This is a genomic window from Specibacter sp. BI4, from assembly GCF_056680095.1.
Genome location: NZ_CM155265.1, coordinates 3226606 through 3250089 on the forward strand (window position 1 = coordinate 3226606; position 23484 = coordinate 3250089).

General features: G+C 64.8%; 16 protein-coding genes. 7 read left to right on the forward strand and 9 right to left on the reverse strand.

Features of this window, described 5'->3' with window-relative positions; genetic code table 11:
* Positions 1-23: 23 nt before the first annotated feature.
* Positions 24-542 carry a DinB family protein gene (locus AC1L6K_RS14850; RefSeq protein WP_480949623.1) on the forward strand — a complete coding sequence of 173 codons (519 nt, stop codon included), beginning with the start codon at positions 24-26 and terminating at the stop codon, positions 540-542.
* A gap of 194 nt (positions 543-736) precedes the next feature.
* On the opposite strand, the gene AC1L6K_RS14855 is transcribed toward AC1L6K_RS14850, so the two are convergent.
* The 4 genes from AC1L6K_RS14855 to AC1L6K_RS14870 form a co-directional block, all read right to left on the reverse strand.
* Positions 737-1756, reverse strand: coding sequence for a GNAT family N-acetyltransferase (locus tag AC1L6K_RS14855; protein ID WP_480949624.1), 1020 nt, complete (start codon positions 1754-1756; stop codon positions 737-739).
* Positions 1757-1765: 9 nt separating this feature from the next.
* Positions 1766-5245 (reverse strand): thiol reductant ABC exporter subunit CydC, encoded by a 3480-nt coding sequence (gene cydC / locus AC1L6K_RS14860; protein WP_480949625.1) that lies wholly within the window; start codon positions 5243-5245, stop codon positions 1766-1768.
* Between the two features lies 1 nt (position 5246).
* Entirely contained in the window at positions 5247-6338 is a 1092-nt protein-coding gene (gene cydB, locus AC1L6K_RS14865; RefSeq protein WP_480949626.1) for a cytochrome d ubiquinol oxidase subunit II, read from the reverse strand.
* Between the two features lie 71 nt (positions 6339-6409).
* Entirely contained in the window at positions 6410-8011 is a 1602-nt protein-coding gene (locus tag AC1L6K_RS14870; protein WP_480949627.1) for a cytochrome ubiquinol oxidase subunit I, read from the reverse strand.
* 172 nt (positions 8012-8183) lie between these two features.
* On the opposite strand from AC1L6K_RS14870, the gene AC1L6K_RS14875 reads away from it, so the two are divergent.
* Together AC1L6K_RS14875 and AC1L6K_RS14880 are read left to right on the forward strand one after the other, a co-directional pair.
* Positions 8184-8561, forward strand: a complete 378-nt coding sequence (locus AC1L6K_RS14875; RefSeq protein ID WP_480949628.1) for a BlaI/MecI/CopY family transcriptional regulator — start codon at positions 8184-8186, stop codon at positions 8559-8561.
* A gap of 65 nt (positions 8562-8626) precedes the next feature.
* Positions 8627-9577 (forward strand): M56 family metallopeptidase, encoded by a 951-nt coding sequence (locus AC1L6K_RS14880; RefSeq protein WP_480949629.1) that lies wholly within the window; start codon positions 8627-8629, stop codon positions 9575-9577.
* Positions 9578-9716: 139 nt separating this feature from the next.
* Here the strand turns inward: AC1L6K_RS14880 and AC1L6K_RS14885 are convergent, their stop codons facing one another.
* Entirely contained in the window at positions 9717-11828 is a 2112-nt protein-coding gene (locus AC1L6K_RS14885; protein WP_480949630.1) for a DNA gyrase/topoisomerase IV subunit B, read from the reverse strand.
* A gap of 209 nt (positions 11829-12037) precedes the next feature.
* Between AC1L6K_RS14885 and AC1L6K_RS14890 the strand changes: the two genes are divergently transcribed.
* From AC1L6K_RS14890 to AC1L6K_RS14900, 3 genes are all read left to right on the forward strand, one after another.
* Positions 12038-12262, forward strand: a complete 225-nt coding sequence (locus AC1L6K_RS14890; protein WP_480949631.1) for a DUF7455 domain-containing protein — start codon at positions 12038-12040, stop codon at positions 12260-12262.
* A 320-nt stretch (positions 12263-12582) separates the two neighbouring features.
* On the forward strand, positions 12583-12780 hold the full coding sequence (locus AC1L6K_RS14895) for a hypothetical protein (protein WP_480949632.1): 198 nt from the start codon (positions 12583-12585) through the stop codon (positions 12778-12780).
* Positions 12781-12838: 58 nt separating this feature from the next.
* Positions 12839-15706: a helix-turn-helix transcriptional regulator gene (locus tag AC1L6K_RS14900; RefSeq protein ID WP_480949633.1), complete on the forward strand. Its 2868-nt coding sequence runs from the start codon at positions 12839-12841 to the stop codon at positions 15704-15706.
* Positions 15707-15803: 97 nt separating this feature from the next.
* Here AC1L6K_RS14900 and AC1L6K_RS14905 read toward each other — a convergent pair whose 3' ends face one another.
* The 4 genes from AC1L6K_RS14905 to AC1L6K_RS14920 form a co-directional block, all read right to left on the reverse strand.
* Complete coding sequence (locus AC1L6K_RS14905; RefSeq protein ID WP_480949634.1) at positions 15804-17072, reverse strand: RNA polymerase sigma factor; 1269 nt, start codon at positions 17070-17072, stop codon at positions 15804-15806.
* 417 nt (positions 17073-17489) lie between these two features.
* Entirely contained in the window at positions 17490-18797 is a 1308-nt protein-coding gene (locus tag AC1L6K_RS14910) for a DUF4192 domain-containing protein (protein WP_480949635.1), read from the reverse strand.
* Positions 18798-18990: 193 nt separating this feature from the next.
* Entirely contained in the window at positions 18991-20349 is a 1359-nt protein-coding gene (locus tag AC1L6K_RS14915) for an MFS transporter (RefSeq protein ID WP_480949636.1), read from the reverse strand.
* 4 nt (positions 20350-20353) lie between these two features.
* Positions 20354-21331, reverse strand: a complete 978-nt coding sequence (locus AC1L6K_RS14920; protein ID WP_480949637.1) for a proteasome assembly chaperone family protein — start codon at positions 21329-21331, stop codon at positions 20354-20356.
* A gap of 433 nt (positions 21332-21764) precedes the next feature.
* Between AC1L6K_RS14920 and AC1L6K_RS14925 the strand changes: the two genes are divergently transcribed.
* Entirely contained in the window at positions 21765-23288 is a 1524-nt protein-coding gene (locus AC1L6K_RS14925) for a leucyl aminopeptidase (RefSeq protein WP_480949638.1), read from the forward strand.
* Positions 23289-23484 lie beyond the last annotated feature (196 nt).

Below are 23484 nucleotides of genomic sequence, written 5' to 3' on the forward strand. Positions count from 1 at the left end.
GTTCTTGAGCATAGACTGGCCCCATGGCGATCGTTCCTGATGACAAAGACTGGACCTGGGTTCTTGACCGGGCGTGCCCGGAGTGTGGATTCAACGCTTCCAAGGCAACACCTGCCACCGCGGCGACCATGCTGCCCGCCGTCCTGCCGAGGTGGCAGTCGGCCTTGCGTCGGGCCAATGTTGAGGACCGCACCAGTCCCGACACCTGGTCAGTGCTGGAATACGGGGCACATGTCAGCGAGCTCTTTAGCGTGTTTACGTCCCGGCTGGAACTCATGCTCAGTGAGGACAACCCCACATTTCCGGATTGGGACCAGGACCAGGCCGCCCTTGACGGCAACTACTCCACGCTTGACCCCGACGATGTCGCCCGGGACCTGGTGCAAAACGGCCTTGATGCCGCTGCCGCGTTCGGGGCGGTCACCGGCGATCAGTGGGGTCGCCGCGGCTTGCGCAGCAACGGCTCGGCATTCACAGTGGTGACCCTCACCGGATATTTCATGCACGACGTCGTCCACCACCTGCACGACGTCAACGCCTAGGAGCGGCTCCAGCACCAACCGGTGGCAGCCGGTTCGCAATCGCGCGCCGGCCTTGCGGTCATTTTTCAAGGCTCGCGGGGCTGTTGTGGTCATTCGATGCTGGCCGGCCAGGCTCGAATGACCACAACAGCCCCGCGCCCGCATTTGGACAAGATTTCCGGCTCCTGCCCGGCCCTAAAACTTGCCGGCAGCCTCTACAGCAGCTTGTCCCATGCCATGCTTTGGCGTTGGGGACGGTACCCCATGTGTGCGTACAGTCCCAGGGCGCCGCTTGGATTTTCCGTGTCCACATCCAGTGCGGCGTGGTCCAGTCCGTCCGCAGCAAACCTCGCCATGGCGTCGGCAAGGAGGGCAGGTGCGATGCCGCGGCCGCGCCACGCCCGGCGCACGCCCAGCAGTTCGGTGTAGCCTTCGCGGCGGCCGTGCCGGGCCTCCACGCCGGGATCGACTGTGGCCAGTTGATACCCGGCAACGCCGCCGCTGGCATCGTCAATCGCGACGGCCGACAGATCCAGGCGCAGGTGTTCGTGGACCGTCTGGACGGCCCACTGTTCGGGGGTGCGGGGCTCGGAACCCCAATGGTCGGCAAACGCCTCGTTGTGGGCCAGCCTGGCTGCCTCGTTCAGTTCAGGCGTCCACGGCACAATGGAGATCCCGTCAGGAACCGGCACTGCCGGGGCGTCCACAAGCGGGCGCAGCATCTCTGAGAAGTACCGCACCACGGAGTACCCGGCCCTTGCCAACAGGGCCTGCAATGCCGGATTGTCTTCCTCCACATAGTTCCGGGCCTTCGCCCCCGGCTGTCCGTCAGCCGCGAATCGTTCCGCGGCCCGGGCTTCCTGCCATGCCAAGACGGCTGATCCCACGCCGCGCCGCTGCCATGCCGGATCCACCCCGCCCAGCACGTAGGCCTTGTCTCCGCCGGGATTCTTCACGACACGCCCGAAGGCGCGCAGAACACCGCCGGCGTCCACGCCGGCCACGGAATCGTCCGCCACCGGGTTCACGGCATCACAGAATGCTGCCTCCAGCTCGGAGCGCTGCGCATGCCAGGGCGCCTTTTCAAAGCCCGCAATGCGCACGACCAGCTCAAGCCACCCCTCCACATCCGCGGCAGCCAGCGGCCGGAACACCAGCCCGTCAGCGCTGGGGAAGGCGGCGTTTGGGAGCGCGGTTGCGGGCGGCGGGGTGTCCGGGCTGCGTGTTTCTGTCATCCCCCAAGCCTAAAGCCGCGCCGCCGCAGCTTCCAGCCCTGCCTCCCCCAGCCGAAGCCGGGTGTCGCCGCCCGCGGCAAGTTCGTCGTCGTGCGTGACAAGGACGACGGCGGTCTCCGACAGCGCCCCGCGCAGGTCCTGGATGAGCCGGGCTGCCTCGTCCCCGCCCAGGTGGGCTGTTGGTTCGTCAAGAAGCACGACGTCGGCACCGGCCACCAGCGTCCGGGCCACCGACATGCGGGTCCGCTGCCCGCCGGACAGGTGGTGCCCGCCCGGGCCGACGCGGGTGTCCAGGCCCAGCGGCAGTTCCTCCAGCCACGGCCCCAGGCCAACAGTGGCCAGGGCCTGTTCCAGTTCGGCTGTGGAGGGCGGGTTCCCGGCAGGCTGGGCGATGGCGAGATTGGCTCGCACGGTGGAATTGAAGAGGTAGGAGTCCTGCGGGCACCAGGCGATGCGGTCCAGCGTGTCTGCCGTGGCGGGCTGCCCGTTCAGCAGGTAGGTGCCGCGCTCCGGGCGCAGGAATCCGAGCAGGACAGCCAGCAGTGTGGACTTTCCTGCACCGGAGGGTCCGCCGACCGTCCACCATTTGCCGCGCTCCGTGCCGCCGGTGACATTGCTGAACACCGGTTTGGCCATGCCTGGGTATCGGGCGGTGATGCCCTCGACGGCGATGCCTGTCAGCGGAGTTGCCTCCGCTTGTGTCGAAGCGGTGGTTTGGGTGCGTGTTTCCAGCACCGTGGCCGGGGCGTCGAGCAGCGGCAGGGTGTGCTGCATCATGGCGGCCAAGGCGGGCAGCGCCGAAACGGCCTCAACGAACTGGCCCAGTGGTTCCGACAGGGCCAGCATGAGCAGCGCCGCGACGGCGGCCGCACGCGGATCGACTCCGGCACCGATGGCGGTGACAGCCACAGCAATTGCCGCCAGCGACGTCAGCAGTGTCACGGCGCCCTGGCCCAAGCCGTCGGCCCAGGCCAGCCGGCGCAGCGGCTTGGCCACTGTGGCGTCTTCGGCGCTGAAGCGCGCCGCTTGGCCGCGGCCCACCCCGTTGGCCCCGAGCTGGCCGGCTGCCGCAAACAGTGTCGTCACCCGGCCGGCGAGCCAGACCCGGTGGGCGGCTGCCGCGGCTGAGGCGCGGCGTTGGGCGGCAAGCACCACCAGCGGCAGCACAATCAGGCCCAGCACGCCCAGGACGATGACGATGCCGGCAACCTCGGGAACCAGCAGGAACATGGTGGCCAGGACTGCACCGTAGGAGAGGATGGCCGCGGGGATGGGGACGACGGCGCGCGGAACGGCATCGCGCAGCTCGTCCACGTCGGCAACGAGTGTGCCGAGGGCGCCGCCCGAGCGGGTCAGCTTGCCCCAATGCACAACCGACGACCCCAGTGAGTCCCACAGTTTCAGGCGCAGTTCGGCCGCCCACCTGAAGACGGCGTCGTGGGTCAGCAGGCGTTCGCAGTAGCGCAGCACCGAGCGGCCAATCCCGAACGCACGCACACCCACGATCAAGGTCATCAGGTACAGGATGGGCGGCTGGTCGGCCGCCCACACAATGAGCCAGCCGGAGATGCCGCTCAGCGCCGCGGCGCTGAGCGTGGCGAGGGAGGAGACGAGCACGCCGGCTGCAAAACGGGGTGACCGGAGGGGCAGCTGCTTGAGGTGGCGCCAGGAAAGTTTGGGCAGTGCGCCCTCCCATGGCGCCGTTTCCGTCGACGCAGCTTCGGTGGACGTGGAAATCGTGGAGGTGGCCAGTGCAGGCCCTTCTGCTGCGAAGGCGCCTTCCCCGGGAACGCCGGGAGCAGCCGCCTCGTGTTCCCTGCCGGACTCCACCGCTGTTGCTGCTGGTGCTGGTGCCCCGAGTATCGCTGCCAGCTGGGTATCGTGCGTTGCCACGACCACCGCCACGCTCCCCCGCAGACTGCCCAGTGCAAGGCGGACGGCCTGGGCCGAAACAGCGTCGAGATGCGCCGTGGGTTCATCGAAGAGCGCCAGCTCGACGGCAGGGTCCGCGGCAATGCGGGCCAGGGCGCGGGCCACTGCCACCCGGCGAAGTTCGCCGGGGCTGCAGTCCACCACTGTGCGCCCGGCAAGGTGTGCCGCATTGACGCTGGCCAGGGCAGTCATGAGCGTATTGGTGTCGACGTCGAGCCCCTGGGGCCCGGCGGCGTACAGGGCCGTCTCGGCGAGCACAGTGTCCTCCGTGAAGGCCGGATGCTGTGAAACAAACACCAGGGCATCGGACGCACGCAGCTGCAGCTTTCCGCTGACGATCGCGGCCGAACCCTCATCTGCGGCTGGCAGTGTACCGGCAACGGCGGCAAGAATGGTGGATTTTCCCGTGCCGCTGGCAGTGGCAAGCACGAGGGCTTCACCCGGGGCGAGCCTGGCACTGAAACCGTCAACGGCGGCCACGCTGCGCCCTGGATAGGTGACGGTCAGCCGGTCCGCGACCAGCACGGCGGAGCCGCTCTCGGTGCTCCCGTACTCGGTGCCGGTTGCGCTCCCGGTTCCGGCGCCGTTTTCGGCGCTGGTGCCGACGCCATGTTCTGTGCCGGTGCCAATGATCTCGTTGACGCGGCGCAGGGCCTCCACGCCATCTTCGCTGCCGTGGTGCGCAGCGCCGACGTCGCGCAGGGGCCTGAAGCATTCAGGTGCCAGCATCAGGGCGAGCAGTCCGGCTTCCAGGGCCATGTCGCCGGAAACCAGCCTGACGCCGATGAACACGGCAACCACTGCCACCGAAATGGTGCTGATGAGTTCCAGGGCCATGGAGGACAGGAACGCTGTGCGGAGGGTTGCCATGGTGGATTTGCGGTAGGCCTCGCACACATCGGAGAGGGCCTTGCGCTGGGCCGCTGCCCGGCGCAGCCCCACCAGGACTGGCAGTCCGCGGGCCAGTTCCAGCAGGTGGTTGGACAGCCTGTCCAGTCCCCGTGCGGCCAGCTCAACGCGTTCCTGTGTGTGGAAGCCAATCAAGATCATGAAGACGGGCACCAGCGGCACCGTCAAGACCACGATCAGGGCGCTGACCCAGTCGGAGATCAGGATTTGCAGGCCCACCATGAGCGGCAGCACAGCACAGGTGACCAGGGCAGGCAGATAGGTGCTGAAGTAGTTGTCGAGCCCGTCGAGGCCGCGGCTGGCCAGCATCGACTCGGCGCCGACACCGCCGGCGGCTTGCCCGGGGCGGCGGTCGAGCCGATGGGCCACGAGCCGGCCGCGCAGTTCCTCCTTGGTGCCAAGGGCTGCCCTGCGGGCCAGGACGGACTGGCCCCATACGGCTGCAGCCATGAGCCCCGCACCCACAGTCCCCTGCACCAGCAATTTGACCGGGTCAAGGGCTGCGCCCGCAGCCCACTGGCCCAGGGCATGGGCGAGTGCACCCATGAGCAGGACCAGGGCAACGGCCTTGACGGCGGCAAGGCCGCCCAAGCCGGCCAGGGCCAGGCGTGTTGACCTGCCTTCGGGCAGTGCGGGGCGGGGGCTCATGTTAGGCGCCGCCGCCCGTCGCTGCGGACTTGTCGCGGCGGCCGGGCGCATCAGTGCCCGCCTGTCCCGTCCCGACGGCCGGTGCAAAGTCGATCGGTTCGGGCAGGTGCGCCACACTGATCCGCTTGCGGAAGATCCAATAGGTCCACGCCTGGTAGGCCAGGACCAGCGGCAGCCCCACGGCGGCCACAATTGACATCAAGCCCAGCGTGTAGCTTGACGACGAGGCGTTTGCCACTGTCAGGTTCCAGATCGGATCCAGGGTCGAGGGCAGGACAACAGGGAAGACCGTGCTGAAGATCGCGGCACTGCCGGCCAGCAGGAACCCTCCCATCGCCAGGAAGCTGAAGCCTTCGCGGCCGGCACGGTTGGCTGCCCAGGCGGCGATTGCAGCAACGACAGCGGCGGCGATCAACACCCAGCTGAACCACTTGCCGTTGGGCAAGGCGACAGCGATGGCCCAGACAGCCATCGGCGCCAGGCCCAGCGGCATCCAGCGCCCGACCAGGCGGCGGGAGCGGTGGCGGATGTCGCCGTCGGTCTTCAGTGCCACGAACGCGGCGGCCTGGATCAAGGCAAAACCAACCACCGCCAGCCCGCCCAGCACCGCGTACCAGGTGAACCAGGCGAAGGGGCCGCCCACGCGGTCGCCGTTCTCGTTCAGCGGCAGCCCGGTGGTGGTCAGTGCGAGCATGGCGCCAATGCCGAAGGCCGCAACGAAGGAACCCACCGCGATGGCCCAGTCCCACACGGTGCGCCAGGTGTCGTTGTGGATCTTGCCGCGATATTCAAAGGCCACGGCGCGGAAGATCAGGGCCAGCAGCACGAAGACGAGCGGGATGTACAGGGCGGAGAAAAGTGAGGCGTACCAAAACGGGAAGGCGGCAAAGGTGGCGGCGCCGGCCGTGATCAGCCACACCTCGTTGCCGTCCCACACCGGACCTACGGTGTTCAGCAGCAGCCGGCGTTCCTTTTCGTCGCGGGCGAACGTCTTCATGAGCATGCCGACGCCGAGGTCGAAGCCCTCAAGAAAGAGATAGCCGGTCCACAACACAGCAATGAGAATGAACCATAAAGTAGGCAGAAAATCCATTGTTAGTCCTTTAGTTCCGGCAGCTCGTCAGGGGCGGGACACGGTGGGCGGCAGGGCGGCCTGCGCCGTGGTCAGTAGGCAAACGCGAGTACATCGTCGTCCGCCTCCCCGCCCGGGCCGTTGTCGCCGTCGTCCTTGCCGGCATGGTTTTCAGGATTCGTCTGGTCGAGCTCAGGCATGGCCGAGACCACCCCGCCGCGGATGTACTTGGACAGCAGGGAAACTTCCACCACCAGCAGCACCGCATACACGGTTCCCAGGGCCGCGAGGGAGAAGATCATCTCACCGGCAGAGACGCCCGGGGAGACCCCGGCCGCCGTGAACAGGAAGACCTGGTCGACGCCGGACATGGCCGGGTTGGGTGCCACAACGAACGGCTGGCGGCCCATCTCGGTGAAGATCCAGCCGGCCGCGTTGGCGCCGAAGGGGGCCAGGATGCCGATCAGCGCAAGGCGCATCAGGCCCTTGGACCGCGGCACCGTGCCCTTCCTGGTCAGCCAGAGGGCAACAGCTGCGGCCATGGCGGCGACCCCGCCGAAGCCGATCATCATCCGGAAGCCCCAGTAGGTGACGGGCATGATCGGGACGTAGTTGATTTCCTGCCCGGCGCGTGAGCCGTACATGGGGTCGTCGGGCAGGTGGGTGCCGTACTTGGCCTGGTATTCGGGCACCAGGGTGTTCACGCCCTTGATGTCGGTGGTGAAGTCACCGTGGGCCAGGAAGGAGAGCAGGCCCGGCACTTCCATGACGGCCACGACGTCGGAACAGTCCTGTGCACCGACATCGCCGACGGAGAGGATGGAGAAGCCGGTGCCGTCGTGGCAGGCTGCTTCGGCGGCTGCCATCTTCATGGGCTGCTGCTCAAACATGAGCTTCGTCTGCACGTCTCCGGAGACGGCGGCACCGGCAAAGGCGATCATGGCCACGACAGCCCCGATGCGCAGGGACTTGATCCAGACCTCGTGGTCCTTCTTGTCGCGGCCGGGGATGGTTGCGGAGTCTCCCACCACGACACGGCCCTTGGCGTCCACGGTGTCGATGCCGTCCTTGCGGCGCCTCCACAGGTGGTACCAGGCGATGCCGAGCAGGAATCCGCCGGCGACAGCCAGCGCCCCGGTGAGGGTGTGGACGAACGCAATGATGGCGGTGTTGTTCGTGAACACGGCCCAGGCGTCGACCATGACGGGGCGCCCGTCGAGCATTTCAACGCCGACGGGATGCTGCATCCAGGAGTTGGCCACGAGAATGAAGTAGGCGGAGACGATGGAGCCGCACACGGCAATCCAGATGCAGGCGAGGTGAATCTTGGCGGGCAGTTTCTTCCAGCCAAAAATCCACAGCCCCAGGAACGTTGATTCGACAAAGAATGCCAGCAGTGATTCCATGGCCAGCGGGGCGCCAAAGACGTCCCCGACAAAGCGGCTGTACTCGCTCCAGGCCATGCCGAACTGGAACTCCTGGACGATGCCCGTGGCCACGCCCATGATGAAGTTGATCAGGAACAGCTTGCCCCAGAACTTGGTCATGCGCAGATACGCTTCGTTGCCTGTCTTGTGCCACCGCGTCTGCAGAATCGCCACCAGCGTGCCGAGACCAATGGTGAGCGGCACCATCAGGAAGTGATAAACCGTCACTATTCCGAACTGCCATCTGGCTATGTCCAGAGCTTCCACTTGATACCCCTCGTCCACGAAAATCGGCAGGCTGTCCACTACTTTCTACATCACGTAGAAGTTCTAGTTCTACCCCGTGTAGAACATTGCTGTCAAACCGTGTAGATTTAGCTGTGTGGCAATGATCAATCGGCCACATTGCTCGATGCCCGCAGGAACCTAAGGATGAATTATGGCAACGCTTGGAGATCTCGAAAGAGCGGTCATGGACCTGCTGTGGGAACATCAGGAAGCCATTACGGCAAACATCCTGCGCGATTTGCTTTCACAGCGCCCCTCGGGCGGTGACGGCACCACCGAGTCCCGCCCGCTGGCCGTCACAACCGTCCTGACAGTGCTTTCGCGCCTGGAAAAGAAGGGCCTCGTCGAACGCGAGCGTTCCTCCCGTCCGCACCGCTACCGTGCAGTGACCACCCGTGAGGACCACACAGCCGAACTCATGCTCGAGGTGTTGGGCTCGGCTCCCGACCGTGAAGCAGTCCTGGCACGGTTCATTGGCACCGTCAGCTCCGGGGAAGCGGAAACGCTGCGGAAGCTGCTGGGGCACTGAGGCCATCACCGCCAGCCGTGCCTGCTCCATGCCGGCACGCAGCTGCACGCGGTAAGTTGTAATACATGTTTTGGACCTCATGGTTCCTTGCCGCCTTGGCCGTAGCCTTGGCGTGGCCGGTGCCCGTCTTCCTTGCCCGTGCAAATTGGCCTGCGCGGGCCCCTTTTGCTGCCATGGTGCTGTGGCAGTCCATCGCCCTTGCCGGCGGGCTCTCCATGGTCGGGGCGATGTTGTGCTACGGGCTCGTGCCCCTTGGCGACAACCTGGCCAGCGGTTTGCGCGGGCTGCTCCGGATCGTCACCGGCCACCAGTCCCTCGACACGCTCGGCCTGCTCCACGCCTTCGCCTTGAGCGCGGCGGCCCTGCTCTCGGCCCATCTCGTGTTCACGCTGTGGCTGAGCTACTACCGCATCCAACGCCAGCGCCGCCGCCACCGGGACCTGCTGCACCTGCTCAGTTCCCCCTCGAGCGACCGGCCCGACACACTCGTCATCAGCCACCAGGCCCCTGTTGCGTATTGCCTGCCCGGAGGTTCCCGCTCCGTCACCGTCTTGTCAGAGGGGCTGCTCGAGCTGCTCTCCCCCGAGGAACTGCATGCCGTCCTGCTGCACGAACAAACTCATCTGACCCAGCGCCACCACCTGCTGCTGTGGGCGTTTGCCGCCTGGCGTTCAGCCCTGCCCTGGCTGCCCACCTCAAAGCTTGCCCAGCAGGCCGTGTCCTCGCTGATCGAGATCATGGCCGACGACGTCGCCCTGCGTTCAGTGAGCAAGTCCACCCTTGTCACGGCCATCGCCCTGGTCGCCAGCGGCTCAGCCCAACTGCCCGCCGACACGCTGGTTGCCGGCAATGCCCAGCAAATTGACACCCCTGCCACGACGTCGGCCCGGCTGGGCAGGCTGCTGGCACCGGCCCCCGCCCTGCAAGCCGGCACCCGGTCAGTCGTCGTTGCCGGAGCGCTGCTCCTGCTGGCCATCCCCACGGCGCTGCTGCTCGTGCCGGGCATCCTCGCCTGACCCCTTCCCCGACGCTCCTGCAGTTGTGGGCGCAGGCGGGCGCCACCAAAAAAGTAGGCCGGCGCAAGTTCGCCGTGACAGCGGAAGGTGGCCTCCCGCCGTCGTGCCTGGCGATGCAAGGTCCGCGGATGTTGATTGCCTAGGCGTCGATGCGCTCCTGGTCCAGGTACTCGCTGCCGGCCACGATGAACTCCTTGCGCGGGGCCACCTCGGAGCCCATGAGCAGCTCAAAGGTGTGCTCGGCGCGGTCGGCGTCGGCGCTCGTGACCCGGCGCAGCATCCTGTGCCGCGGGTCCATGGTGGTCTCCGCCAGTTGGTCGGCATCCATTTCGCCCAGGCCCTTGTAGCGCTGGATGGGCGTCTTGTGGCTCTTGCCGGCCTTCTCCAACTTGGCGAGCAGGGTGTGCAGTTCCTTCTCAGAGTAGGTGTACACCATCTCGTTGGCCTTGGTTCCCCTGTGGATGACTTCCACCCGGTGCAGCGGCGGGACTGCGGCGTAGACGTTTCCGGCGTCGATCATGGGGCGCATGTAGCGGAAGAACAAGGTCAGCAGCAGGGTGCGGATGTGGGCCCCGTCAACGTCGGCGTCGGTCATGAGGATGACCTTGCCGTAGCGTGCCGATTCCAGGTCGAAGCTCCGCCCGGATCCGGCACCCACCACCTGGATCAGGGCCGCACATTCGGCATTGGCGAGCATGTCCCCCACCGAGGCCTTTTGGACGTTGAGGATCTTTCCGCGAATGGGCAGCAGCGCCTGGAAGTCGGAGGACCTCGCCAACTTCGCCGTACCCAGCGCACTGTCACCCTCCACGATGAACAGCTCACTCTTCGCCACGTCATTGCTGCGGCAATCGGCCAGCTTGGTGGGCAGCGAGGATGTCTCCAGGGCGTTTTTGCGGCGCTGGGTTTCCTTGTGGACTCGGGCCGAGATGCGCGACTTCATCTCGGAAACAACCTTCTCCAGCAGCGTGGCGGCCTGGATCTTCTCGCCACGGGCGCTGGACTCCAGTTTGGCCTTGAGCTCCTTCTCCACCACTTTGGCCACAATGTTCTTGACGGCGGGCGTGCCCAGGATCTCCTTGGTCTGCCCCTCGAATTGCGGCTCCGCCAGGCGCACCGTCAGGACGGCCGTGAGGCCCGCCATGACATCGTCCTTCTCAATCTTGTCGTTGCCGGCCTTGAGCTTGCGGGCGTTGGCTTCGATGACCTTGCGGAACGTTTTCAGCAGCGCCTGCTCAAAGCCCTCCTGGTGGCGGCCACCCTTGGGCGTGGAAATGATGTTCACAAAGCTGCGCATGGTCGTGTCGTAGCCGATGCCCCAGCGCAGGGCAATGTCCACTTCACAATCACGTTCGACGGCGGTGCTCTCCAGATGGCCGGCACTGTTCAGAACCGGGACGGTCTCGGTAAACGTGCCGTTTCCCTGCAGACGCCAAATGTCGGTGACAGGGCCGCCGACGGAGAGGAAGTCCACAAACTCGGAAATGCCTCCGTCGTGGTGGAACACTTCCTCGTGGGTGGCGAACTCCCCCGGCGTTCCGGCAACGCGGCGCTCGTCAACGACACGGATTTTGAGCCCCGGCACCAGGAATGAGGTTTGGCGGGCACGGCCCACCAGCTCGTCGTAGGAGAATTTGGCGTCGGCCGTAAAGATCTGCCTGTCGGCCCAGTATCTGATGCGGGTTCCCGTCACCCCCCGCTTGGTGGTGCCGACAATGTCAAGGTTGGACTTTTCGGTGAACGGTTCAAACGGCACATCCGGGCTCAGCGACTTGCCGACGTCCTTGAAGTGCCCGGGCTCGCCGCGGCGGAAACTCATTTGATAGGTCTTGCCACTGCGGTCGACCTGCGCGTCCATGCGGGCCGACAGCGCGTTGACGACGCTGGCACCAACACCGTGCAGGCCACCGGAGGCCGCGTAGGAGCCGCCGCCAAACTTGCCGCCCGCATGCAGTTTGGTCAGCACCACTTCAACGCCGCTCAGGCCCGTTTTCGGTTCCACGTCCACGGGGATGCCGCGGCCGTCGTCGTGCACCTCAACCGAATTGTCCTTGTGCAAAATGACGGAAATGTTTTGCCCGTACCCGGCCAGGGCCTCGTCCACGGAGTTGTCAATGATCTCCCACAGGCAGTGCATCAAGCCGCGGGAGTCCGTGGAGCCGATGTACATCCCCGGGCGTTTCCGAACAGCTTCCAGCCCCTCCAGCACAGAGAGGTGGCGTGCACTGTAATTGGAACTCTCGCGTGCCACGGTGGACATACTCCTTCAAGGTTTTTGCTGGCCGGTCATTATCAAGGTTAATGGGTGTCCCGACAAAAGCTGGCAATCGCCACAGTCCCCGGGCCCCCAATCGCCGCGTTCAACACGGATACGCGGTTAGCGAAAGTCCCCCACGCCATGGAAGGAAGCGGGGCAAATGATGGTTGTATGAAGTACAGGAACTTATGAAGGAGGCCATCATGACCACAACAACAGCTACCAGCCCTCAGCTGACCACCCTTGATCGCTGCGACCGTTGCGGCGCACAGGCATACGTGCGCGTAGTCTTGGAATCCTCCGGCGGTGAACTGCTCTTCTGCGGTCACCATGCCCGCGCAGTCGAGGCCACCCTGAAGCCGTTGGCGTCAGACTGGCTCGATGAGACCGGCCGCCTGCACGAAAAGGCGCCCGTCTCGGTCGACTAGGAAATATTGCCAAAGTAAGGGTCCCGGAATCCGGGGCCCTTACTTTTTTGCCCTGCGTACGACGGCGTGGCGTTGCGTCCCGCCGATCCCCCGCCAGGGCGTGTCCCCGGCCGTGCGGCCGAGCCCGCGCCCCGGCCGCAATTCCGCCCACCCCGGCCCGGAATCCGGCCCGTCGCCTAAGGCAGCCTGGGTGCCTTAGGCACGGCCGGGCTGGCCAAAGATAGGGCATTTACCCCATGTTCGAGGTCGCCTGGAACGGAAGAATTGAGTCATCACGAAGGCTCCACATCCGCAGGAACCTTCACGAACAAGGGGTGACCATGTCTGACTTCATGGCTCTGCAAATATCCCACCAAAACGAACGGGAAATGGCAATCGCCTTGGAACGGCGCAGGCTGCAAAAGGAAGCTCTTGCCGCCAAGGTGCCGGCACGCCGGGCTTCAGGCCGGTGGCACCGCTTCCTGGCCAGGGCCTCCCGCCCCGCCACATCGGTTCGCAGCAGTTTCCGGGCAGGATAACGTCCCCACAGCCCCGCACACCACTGACGCCCCCGCTGGATCGTGGCAGGATTGGACCATGCAGATGACCCAGGCGAGCACTCAAATGATCGGCCGTGACGCCGAGATGCAAGCGCTCATGGCCTCCTTTGCAGACGCTGCGGACAGCAAGCCCCAAGCCGTCATCATCGGCGGCGAGGCAGGGTTGGGCAAGACGCGGCTGCTGGGCGAGTTCCTGGAAGCCATCTCGGGGCAGGCAAGGATCATCACCGGACAGTGTGTGGACCTTGGCACACTGGCCCCGCCGTACGCACCACTGACCGGGGTGTTGCGCTCCCTCGCAGCACAGATCGGCATAGACACCGTGCTGGACTTCGCCGGCCCCGGGCGGGACGCCTTGTCCCTGCTGCTGCCGGAGGTCGGCACGGAACTCGAGGGGCTCCCCACCGCCAACCGCGTCCTGGAGGCCGTCAGCACCGTTTTGGAACGTGCCAGCGCAGGCCAGCCGGCCGTCGTCGTGGTGGAGGACCTGCACTGGGCCGACGATGCCACCTTGACAGTATTGCGCTTCATTCTCCGCGCCTTCAGCGGCGGACAGTTCCTGCTGATCTTGAGCTATCGCAGCGACGACATCCACCGCGGGCATCCCCTGCGGAACTTCCTGGCCGAATCCGAGCGCGGACGCTACGCGAAGTCCATCCGCCTGAGCCGGCTCACCAAGGACCAGGTGCGTGCCCTAGTCGAGGCAATCACTGGCCAGGATGCCGGTTACGAACTGGTTGAAAACGTTTTCGCACGCAGTGAGGGCATTCCCTTCTTTGTGGAGGAGCTGCTGGGCCTCGGGGACTGCGGCCCGGCAGAGGCCCTGCCTGCCACACTGACCGACCTGCTGCTGGCACGGTACGAGCGGATGGTTGATTCCGTCCAGTATTTCCTGCGTGTCCTGGCTGCCGGGGGCCTGTCCGTGCCGCACACGCAGGCCTTGGCGGCTTATGACAGGTCCCTCGAGGAATTTGAGGCCTCCGCCCGTGCGGCACAGCGCGCCAACTTGCTGACGTTGGACGGGCGCTGCTATGCCTTTCGGCATGCCCTGGTCCGTGAGGCCATCCATGCCGACCTGCTCCCCGGTGAGCGCACCCGTTTCCACACCCGGTACGCGCAGGCACTGGAATCCACCGGCCCCGGTCACCGCGACGCCGTCGAAATTGCCTATCACTGGCATGCCGCAAACGCGCAGGAGAAAACATTCCGGGCCTCCATTGCCGCAGTCGCAGAGGCGGAACACAGCTACGCCTATTCAACGGCAGCCCGCATGGGTGAGCGTGCGCTGGAACTCTGGGACCGGGTTGAGGACGCAGCAACCCTTGCCGGCATGCCCCGCTTCGCCCTGATGGCACGCACCGCCTCCGCGCACAACCAGGCCGGCAACGGCGAACGGTCACTGGCCGTCATCCGCCTGGCTGCGGCAGAGCCAGATGTCGGCGGGACCGACTTGGCACGGTTGCTCGCCGACCAGGCGCGGTACCTCGGGTTCAACGCACAACCGGGTTCGGCCGAATTGCTGCTGCGGGCCCTGGAATTCACCCCTCGGGGCAGCGACGACCGGCTCCGGGCAACCCTGTTGAACCACCTTGCCGCCAGGTACATGCTGGAGGCGAAGCCAAGCGAGTCGATCAGCATGGCCAGCGAGGCCCTGGAGCTGTCCAGGGCGGGCGCGGACCGCGCCGAACAGTCCATCGCCTTGAACCTGCGCGGCTGTTCACGCAACATTGCCGGTGACATCGACGGCTGGCGGACGGACCTCGAAGCCGCAAAAGACCTCGCACAGGGCGACTCTGACGCGCTCCTGCGTTACCGCATCAATTATTCGGATGCACTTAACCAGCTGGGCAAGTACGACGAATCCATCAGTGTCGCAGAAGAAGGCATCAGGCAGGCTCGCGAGCTGGGCGTGGAGCGAACGACAGGCGCCATCCTCTCATCCAACGCCGTGGAACCCCTTTTTGCCCGGGGCGACTGGGACAAGGCCCATGCCCTCCTGGAACGCAACTTGTCCCTGTCACCTCCGAGCTCTTTCCACGCCTACCTCCTGCGCTCAAAGAGCTGGTCAACCCTCTGGGGCGGTGACACCGCCGGAGCGGCTGCCCTGTTCCAGCAGTGGCAGCCGCTGCTGCACGAGCTGGCACGTGTGGAGATGCAGTCACGGCTGCCCCTGGCAATGTTCGCTGCGGAACTGGCGTGGGTGCGCGGGGACCTCGATGCGGCTTGGCGGGAAGCGTCATTCCTCATGAGCCCTGAGTTCCGCTCACTCCCGGGCTGCGACCTCCCATTGATTGCCGTCGCGGCGAGGATTCTTGCCGCCAGGCGCCAGTCCGGGATGGACGTTGACGATGCCGCCGAAGCCCGGCTGAGGAGCCTCTTGCAACGGGACAGTTTCTGGCCCACGCACCCGGCATGGTCGGCACTCTTTGAGGCCGAACTTGGCGGCGACGGGGGAACCGGCAACGATCCGCCCGCCTGGCACAGCGCCGCAGAACTGTGCCAGGCACTGCCGGCCCATCTCAGATGCTACGTTTCACTTCGAAAAGGGCAGGCCGAACAGTTTGCCGGGCACAAGTCCGCGGCGGCCGCATCGCTGCGCGATGCCATCGAAGCTGCGGAGGGAATCGGGGCAGGCCTGGTCACGGTCCTTGCCAGGGACTTTGCCACCAGGTCCGGGCTGCCCCTTGACGGTCCGAGCCCGCGCCCCAACACCTTGGAACTGACGGCGCGAGAGACCCAGGTGCTGGACTTGGTCGCCGAGGGCCTGGGCAACAAGCAAATCGGGGCGCTACTCTTCATCAGCGCCAAGACAGTCAGCGTCCACGTCTCGGCAATCCTGCGCAAGCTGAACGTGGCCAACCGCACCGAAGCGGCCAACCATGCCAGGGCGAAACACCAGCCCTGAGCCTCCCGGCCTTAAACAAGTGACCCGCAGTTGTGGTCGTAAAACACGCCTTTCAAGGGTGTTTTGCGACCACAACTGCGGGTCAGCTTCAAGCAGCTTAGTCCAGGTAGTCGCGCAGGACCTGTGAGCGCGACGGGTGGCGCAGCTTGGACATCGTCTTGGATTCGATCTGGCGGATGCGCTCACGCGTAACGCCGTAGACCTTGCCGATTTCGTCTAAAGTCTTCGGCTGTCCATCGGTCAGGCCAAAGCGCATGGCAACTACGCCGGCTTCACGCTCAGACAGCGTGTCAAGGACCGAGTGCAGTTGTTCCTGCAGCAAGGTGAAGGACACGGCGTCGGCGGGGACAACGGCTTCGGAGTCTTCAATCAAGTCACCGAATTCGGAGTCGCCGTCTTCACCCAAGGGGGTGTGGAGGGAGATGGGCTCGCGGCCGTACTTCTGGACCTCGACAACCTTTTCCGGGGTCATGTCCAATTCCTTGGCCAATTCCTCGGGTGTTGGTTCGCGGCCCAGGTCCTGCAGCATCTGGCGCTGGACGCGGGCCAGCTTGTTGATGACCTCAACCATGTGCACGGGGATGCGGATGGTGCGGGCCTGGTCGGCCATGGCACGGGTGATGGCCTGGCGGATCCACCAGGTGGCGTACGTGGAGAACTTGAAGCCCTTGGTGTAGTCGAACTTCTCGACTGCGCGGATCAAGCCCAAGTTGCCTTCCTGGATCAAGTCCAGGAAGAGCATGCCGCGGCCGGTGTAACGCTTTGCCAGTGAGACCACCAGACGCAGGTTCGCCTCCAGCAGGTGGTTCTTGGCGCGCTTGCCATCGTGCACAATGCGCCCCAGGTCGCGCTTGAGCTGGGCATCCATGGCGTCGCCACCGGTGGCAAGCTTCTGGGTGGCGAACAAGCCGGCCTCAATGCGCAGGGCCAAATCAACTTCCTGCTCAGCATTGAGCAACGCGACCTTGCCAATTTGCTTCAGGTAATCCTTGACCGGGTCGGCGGTTGCACCTGCCGACATGACCTGCTGGACCGGGGCATCGTCATCGTCGGAGTCGGAGTAGACAAAGCCTGTTCCGGTGGGCAGGGGACGTTTCGGAGCTGAATCGTCCTCGTCCTCTTCCACAACGGTCTCGGTTGTGGACTCTTCTTCGTCCTTGATTTTTCCCTTGCCCCGGCGTGCGGGCGCGGCTTTTTTGGGGGCAGCTTTCGCCGCGTCAGCGGGAGCACCCTCGGCAGCGGCGGCCTTCTTGGCGGCAATGGTGGCAGCCCGCTTCTGGGCGGGTGTCAACGGCACGGTGGCTGAAGATGCGGAGTCCTCAATCTCCTTGGTTGTGGAGACTTTGCTCTTGGCAGTAGCAGACACAGAAAACCTTTCTTACGGCGGTCTGTGGAGTTACCTTCGGGCAACACCACTATGACCCTGTCAAGTCCATGTTGCTTGTCGCATCAGGTTTGCCTGGAGGGTCACAAGGTATAACTCCTTGTGAGGCTGCGTTGTTCCCGCATCCCTGGAAGAAAATACCTTCCAGACCTTTTGTCCAAACATTGCCAATACATCAACACGGACCCAACCGGGTCTCGGCTTACAGTATCTCACGATTTATCCTGTGGTCAGTGCCCAAGGAGACCCGTGGCGGGTGTGTTCTTTCACGAATGTTCACAGCGGGCCGGCGCGGACTGGCGCAGCTCCTTCGCACTGGCGCAGCCGTTCGCACCGGAGCCGCACCATGCCTTGGGCCTCTCTCCTTTGGAGGACAGCTTGTTTGTGGGCCAGAGTCCGTCATGCAACCTCGTCCGGCGCTTCTTTGTCCGCGTAGCCGTGCCAGGCGGTGTTGGGGTTCTTGGCACACTCGGCAATGTGTCCGGCTGCCAGCAGCTGGTCAAGCATGCTTGCCAGCCTGTATCCCGGTTGATGTTCCTGGCAGGCCTGAAAGTAGCCTCCCGCCCATGTCCCGTGTCCCTTGCACCACTGGATCCACCCCAACAGGCACAGCACCGGCGCCTTGTCAGCGGACTGTGTGGACCGGGCCAGAAACTGCAGCAGCGGTTCGGCCACGTCCAGTCTGGCCCAGTCCGGTCCGCCCGTCCCGGCAGCGGTGAGGCTGGCAGTGCTGAAACCGGCGACACTGCTGCTGCCAGACACTTCTCCCACCAATATGCGGGCAAAGTCTGGGCCGGCCAGCCTGATTTCCTCATCGCCGATGTTGTCCAAGTCCACTTCGCAGCCGGAGGCTTGATTTCCACCGTGCCAATTGCGCGGCACCTTCACCCTGTCGGAGTCCAGCGGCACAAGGCCCAGTGCGGCGGCGCCTGCCATCGAGTGTCGTGGCGTCGCGGCAAGCGCGACGATGACGGCGTCGCGGACGGTCCCTTGGGCCAGGCTTGCCAGAAGGTAGGCAGCCATGGCCGGGTCGGGTGTCACCGGCCAGCGGGCCAGACTGTATTCCCACGCTCCGAGAGTGACTGCCAGCTGGTGTGCGCCCGAGCCGCCCACCGCCAGTGGCTCCCTCAGGTCCGTCCCCGCCGCCATCACGGCCTCAACGAATTTTGGATCCCTGAGGGCCACGAGTTCCTTGATCTGTGCCTTGGGGCTGTCCCTGACCATGCTTCCGCGGAAGATGAACTCGGCATTGACAAAGCTCTCCTTGATTAAGGCGTTGTCTTTTCCCGGCCACGGACAGCATTGGGCGTCGTCGCATTCGAGGCTGCGCCAGTGGTTCAAACCAACGAACCAGGAGTCGCGCACGGGCAGCTCGTATTCTTCGAAGGCCGCCCGCAACGCCTTGTACACCCGGGCGTGTGGGAGTGGCTCCGGCTGCAGCCACTCCTCGTCACCGAAGATTGCTATCAGGCAGCCGTCAGCTTCGTAGTCGCTGGCAAGTTGTGACGCGGCAATGGTGGCAAAACGCGCCAGATCAACAGCGGAGTTGTCGGGAGGCAGGTCCAGCCGCATGGTTGCCCGGAGATGCTTGCCGCTCATGCCGATGCACACGATGCTGCGCTCCGGCCAGTACCCCACCATATGGGGGATGAACGCCAGGAGATCCTCACCGGCGCTGACTTTGATCTTATCTATTTGCTTTCTCATGCCTCAAGGCTGCTGCCCCGCAGACGCAGAAAACAGGGCCCTTGGACGAAAACGGTGCATCTGTGGATAACACAGCCCCGCTTCCGCATGTTTGCGGCTGGCGTCCGCTCTGCACAGCCATCCCCCGCAGGCCGGACCGCCGCCACCCGGCCCGTGCAGTTCGGCCCGGGCCACTGCGGTTCGGCAGCGATGCTCAGTCCCTGCGAGCCGTCCGCTCGTCCTTTTGCTCCTGTCGGAACTGCTGGCGCCTGCGCCGGTTGTCGGACAGGACATCACGCAGCGGCGGGACGAGTTCGCCGCGTTCCGCCATGCTCCGGCGCACCTTCCGCCGGGTGGTGATGACAGCTCCGATGCCGATGCCGAGCACCAGGAACTGAAACGAGAACGCCACCCGGAAGGCGTCGAGCGAATACAGGCCGTCGGAAGAAAACCCAACTTGGTTGAGCACGTCGATGATGAGCCCGATCACGTACATCGTCACCAATGCGGCGAAGAAGCCGCCCACATTCACAATGCCTGTCGCCGTGCCAATCCTGTGCGAGGGATTGAAGGTCCTGGCAAAGTCAAAGGCGATCATTGAGGCCGGCCCGCCCACGGCAAGGACAAGGACAAGGACCACCAGCAGCCATAGCGGTGAGGGGCCGGAATGCAGCAGCACAGCCGCCCAGGCAGCCGCGATGGCAACAGTGACGGCAAGGACCATCGTAGAGCGGCGCAGCGGGTGCCTGCCCACCCAGCTGCCCAGGAACGGTCCGCAGATGATACCCACAACCACGAACAAGCTCAGCAGGATGCTGGCCGTTGCCGTGTCCAGTCCCTGTCCCGAAACCAGGAACGGATAACCCCATGTCAGGACGAAGACTGTGCCTGAGAATTGCGTGGCGAAGTGGGTCCACATCCCAAGCCGCGTCCCGGGCTGCCGCCAAGCCGTGGCAAGGTCCGCTGCGGTCTCCTTGATTCCCGGCCGGACAATGGGTGCAGCCGAACCCGCCGGCGCATTCCGCAATACGGCGGCAGAGAGCACACAGGCCAAGACCCCCAGGGCTGCCAGCCCCAGGAAAGCCTGGCTCCACCCGGCATGGTTCAACACAAAAGCAAACGGGGCGATGCTGATGAGCTGGCCAAATTGGCCCAACTGGCCCGTCAGCTGCGTCAGCACCGGGACCCGGCGTGTGGGGAACCACAGCGGGATGAGGCGGATGACCGCAATGAAAGTCATGGCGTCGCCTGCGCCAACAAAAATCCTGCCCACCACACCTGCCGGCACGGACGTGGCACCCGCCAGCTGCAGCTGGCCCAGCACCATCAGCGCGGCTCCGGTGGCAATCATGACCCGTGGCCCAAACCTGTCAACCAGCACGCCAACGGGAATTTGCAGCCCGGCGTAAACAATGAGCTGAATGACTGTAAATGCTGACAGCGCGGACGCCGTGGCCCCAAACCGTTCGGTGGCGACGAGCCCGGCAACACCAAAGGACGTTCGATGGGTGATTGCAATCAGGTAGGCAAAAACTCCAACACCCCACACCAACCACGCACGTTTGCTATCCACCCACCTAGCCTATGCCAGTCCCGGACCCATCCTGCCGCCCGCCATGCTGCCCGGCGTCACGGCTGGCCAGATACGCCTCCACTGCGGCACCGAGCTCATCGGCGTCCGGAAGTTCGTCATTGTCGCCAGCCAACAGCGAGCGGGGGGCGTTGCCGTCCGTGTGTTCGTCGTACTGTTTCTCCAGATTTTTAACCACCGTGGCAACCTCGCTGGAACCTTCAACCTGTTCGGTGATTTGGCGTTCAACGGCCCGGCCGGCCTCGCGCAGGCGTTCGCTGGGCAGCATCAGGGAGGCGGCGGCCCCCAAATACTCCAAACCGGCGACGGCGGCCGGCGGGTACTCGGCGTCGGACAAGTAGTGCGGGACATGGACGGCATATCCGACCACATTGCGCCCCGCGGCGGCGAGCTTGAATTCAAGCACGTGTCCGACGGCGGCAGGAATCTCCATGGTGGTTTTCCACGCCGAGATGCCCTCAATCAGGTCCGGCCGGTTGCCGTGCACGGTGGCACCGATTGGGCGGGTGTGCGGGACCGGCATGGGCACCGAATGCACCCAGGCAACCAGATTCACGTCAAAGCGTTCAACCAAGCCCAGGACCGCCCGGCTGAATCGTTCCCACTGCAAATCGGGCTCGCTGCCCGTGAGGTAAAGGAACGGTGTGCCCAGGGCGTCAACCATGCGGTAGAGCACCAGCGACGGTGCTTTGTAGCCACTGAGGTGATCCTCGGAGAACGTAATGCGGGGCCTGCGCGAACGGTAATCAACGAGCTGGTCAATGTCGAAAACAGCCACGGGCTCGCCGGCCAGCTGGTCCTTGAGTTCGCCGGAAATTTGGGTGACAACATGGCCGGCATCCGAGAAACCGGTGAACGCCATGAGCAGGTTGGCACCGCGGAGGTCTTCGCCGGCGATCAGCTCTTCGTTCAGGGCATAGAGGGACTCGGGGTCTTGAAACGGGGTGTACTCGGTCATATTCATGGGTTTCCTCAGCAGCTTGTGTCTCTGAACAGCACAACGCCACCGTCGCCCCGAACATTCCAATGATGCCATCGATCGCCCCGCAAGCTGCGGTTCCGCGCGGGACCGCCCGTGGCGGTGATCGCAGCCGGCGTCCCCGGCTGTCCGATGCCAGAGCCGGCCCACCGGTGTTGCCGCCGGCGTCGCGCACTTTGACGCCGGGGCTCTGGATGCAGTGGGCAGGAGCAGCGCCACTGGGCGACTTCTGCTTTCCCCGGCGATTTCGCGCATGGCCCACACGGCCCCGCAGCCGGCAGCCCTGGCCGGCCAATGCCGTCGATTCCCCGTCCATGCCCGCCGGCCGTTCGCCGGCGCGCATTCGGGAGGCGATGACGCTACGATCGAAGGCAGCGATACCCGTTCATCAACACCCCAAAGTGAGGACAGTATTTCAGTGAGTTTCAAGGAAAACATCAGCTTCCGCGTAGTCAGCAGCGAGTTGGCAAAGGTTTCGGCAGACGCCCTCGTCGTTGCCGTGAGCAAGGGTGCCGACGGGCCCGTCATTTTGGATGCCCCGCTCTCCGCCGCGGCGCTTGCCTCCCTCAAGGCCTCCATGCCTGCACTGGGCGTCACCGGTGCCGCTGACCAGATCATCCGACTCCCCGGGCTGCCGGAGAGCGGCGCGAACATCCTGGTTCTTGCCGGCATTGGCGCCGTCAAGAACAACACGGCCGGCGATGAAGCCCTGCGCCGAACGGCGGGCGCGGCGATCCGCCAGCTTGCAGGACTCAAGCACGTCCTTTTTGCCATTCCGACGACGGGCGTCGGCCAGGTTGCAGCGCTTGCCGAGGGCGCCGCACTGGGTGCCTACCAATACGCGAGCCTGCACTCAAGCACCAAGGACAGGCGCGAGCCCGTGGCCAAGGTCACAATTCACTCCACGCTCGCGAAGGATCCGGAGCTGGCAGCCGCATTGGAGCGCGCAACCATCGTTGCCAAGGCAGTCAACGCCACCCGCACGCTCGTCAACGAGCCTCCCAGCAAGCTGTACCCGGCCACTTTCGCCGATGCCGCCAGGGATCTGTCCAAGGGCCTGCCCGTGAAGGTCACGGTTATGGACGAGAAGCGCCTCCTCAAGGACGGCTACGGCGGCATCATGGGCGTGGGACAGGGATCCTCACGACCGCCGCGCATGGTCAAGCTGGAATACAAGTCCGAACGCGCAGTTGCAGACCTTGCCTTGGTGGGCAAGGGCATCACCTTTGACAGCGGCGGAATTTCCATCAAGCCCGGCGCCGGCATGATCACCATGAAATGCGACATGGCGGGCGCTGCAGCAGTGCTCAACGCAGTCCTGGCCGTGGCCGCACTGGGCCTGCCGGTCAACGTCACGGGCTGGCTGTGCATTGCCGAGAACATGCCCTCAGGCACCGCCATCCGCCCATCCGACGTGCTGACAATGTTTGGCGGGAAGACCGTCGAGGTGCTGAACACCGACGCCGAAGGCCGCCTCGTCATGGCTGACGGTCTCGTTGCCGCATCCCAGGAGTTCCCCGACGTGATCATTGACGTCGCCACGCTGACCGGGGCACAGGTCGTTGCCTTGGGCCACCGCACCGCGGGCGTCATGGGTGACGAAGGCGTCAGTGCAGCATTGAAGGCCGCCGCCGACAGGGCCGGCGAGCTCGTCTGGCCGATGCCGCTGCCCGAAGAGCTGCGGCCGTCGCTGGATTCCCCAGTTGCGGACATGGCCAACATTGGCGAACGCATGGGCGGCATGATGACAGCCGCCGTATTCCTGCAGGAATTCGTCGGCAAGGGCAAGGACGGGGAAACCATCCCGTGGGCCCACCTGGATATCGCCGGGCCGGCCTTCAACGAGGGCTCCCCATACGGCTACACACCCAAGCAGGGCACAGGCATGGCAGTGCGCACCCTGGTCGCATATGTTGAGGACGTTGTGGCCCGCAGCGCCTAAAACGGGCGCCCGCTGACTGGCCCATGGGCAACACCACAGTGAGTATGACCACATTCACCTTTACTGTGACAGCAGCGCGGGTGTTGCATGGAACAACTGACGTAAGGTAAATGCTGAAAGTATTTATCCATGACCGGCAGAAGTGGCACATTCTGGAACGAATGGGCCCTTCTTTCAATAATTGATGAGATGGCGC

Bases quoted from the DNA above. Each gene is read 5' to 3' on its own strand.
- cydC (WP_480949625.1), bottom strand. From the start codon at position 5,245: ATGAGCCCCCGCCCCGCACTGCCCGAAGGCAGGTCAACACGCCTGGCC.
- AC1L6K_RS14875 (WP_480949628.1), top strand. From the start codon at position 8,184: ATGGCAACGCTTGGAGATCTCGAAAGAGCGGTCATGGACCTGCTGTGG.
- AC1L6K_RS14900 (WP_480949633.1), top strand. From the start codon at position 12,839: ATGCAGATGACCCAGGCGAGCACTCAAATGATCGGCCGTGACGCCGAG.
- AC1L6K_RS14890 (WP_480949631.1), top strand. From the start codon at position 12,038: ATGACCACAACAACAGCTACCAGCCCTCAGCTGACCACCCTTGATCGC.
- AC1L6K_RS14880 (WP_480949629.1), top strand. From the start codon at position 8,627: ATGTTTTGGACCTCATGGTTCCTTGCCGCCTTGGCCGTAGCCTTGGCG.
- AC1L6K_RS14855 (WP_480949624.1), bottom strand. From the start codon at position 1,756: ATGACAGAAACACGCAGCCCGGACACCCCGCCGCCCGCAACCGCGCTC.
- AC1L6K_RS14895 (WP_480949632.1), top strand. From the start codon at position 12,583: ATGTCTGACTTCATGGCTCTGCAAATATCCCACCAAAACGAACGGGAA.
- AC1L6K_RS14850 (WP_480949623.1), top strand. From the start codon at position 24: ATGGCGATCGTTCCTGATGACAAAGACTGGACCTGGGTTCTTGACCGG.
- AC1L6K_RS14910 (WP_480949635.1), bottom strand. From the start codon at position 18,797: ATGAGAAAGCAAATAGATAAGATCAAAGTCAGCGCCGGTGAGGATCTC.
- cydB (WP_480949626.1), bottom strand. From the start codon at position 6,338: ATGGATTTTCTGCCTACTTTATGGTTCATTCTCATTGCTGTGTTGTGG.
- AC1L6K_RS14920 (WP_480949637.1), bottom strand. From the start codon at position 21,331: ATGAATATGACCGAGTACACCCCGTTTCAAGACCCCGAGTCCCTCTAT.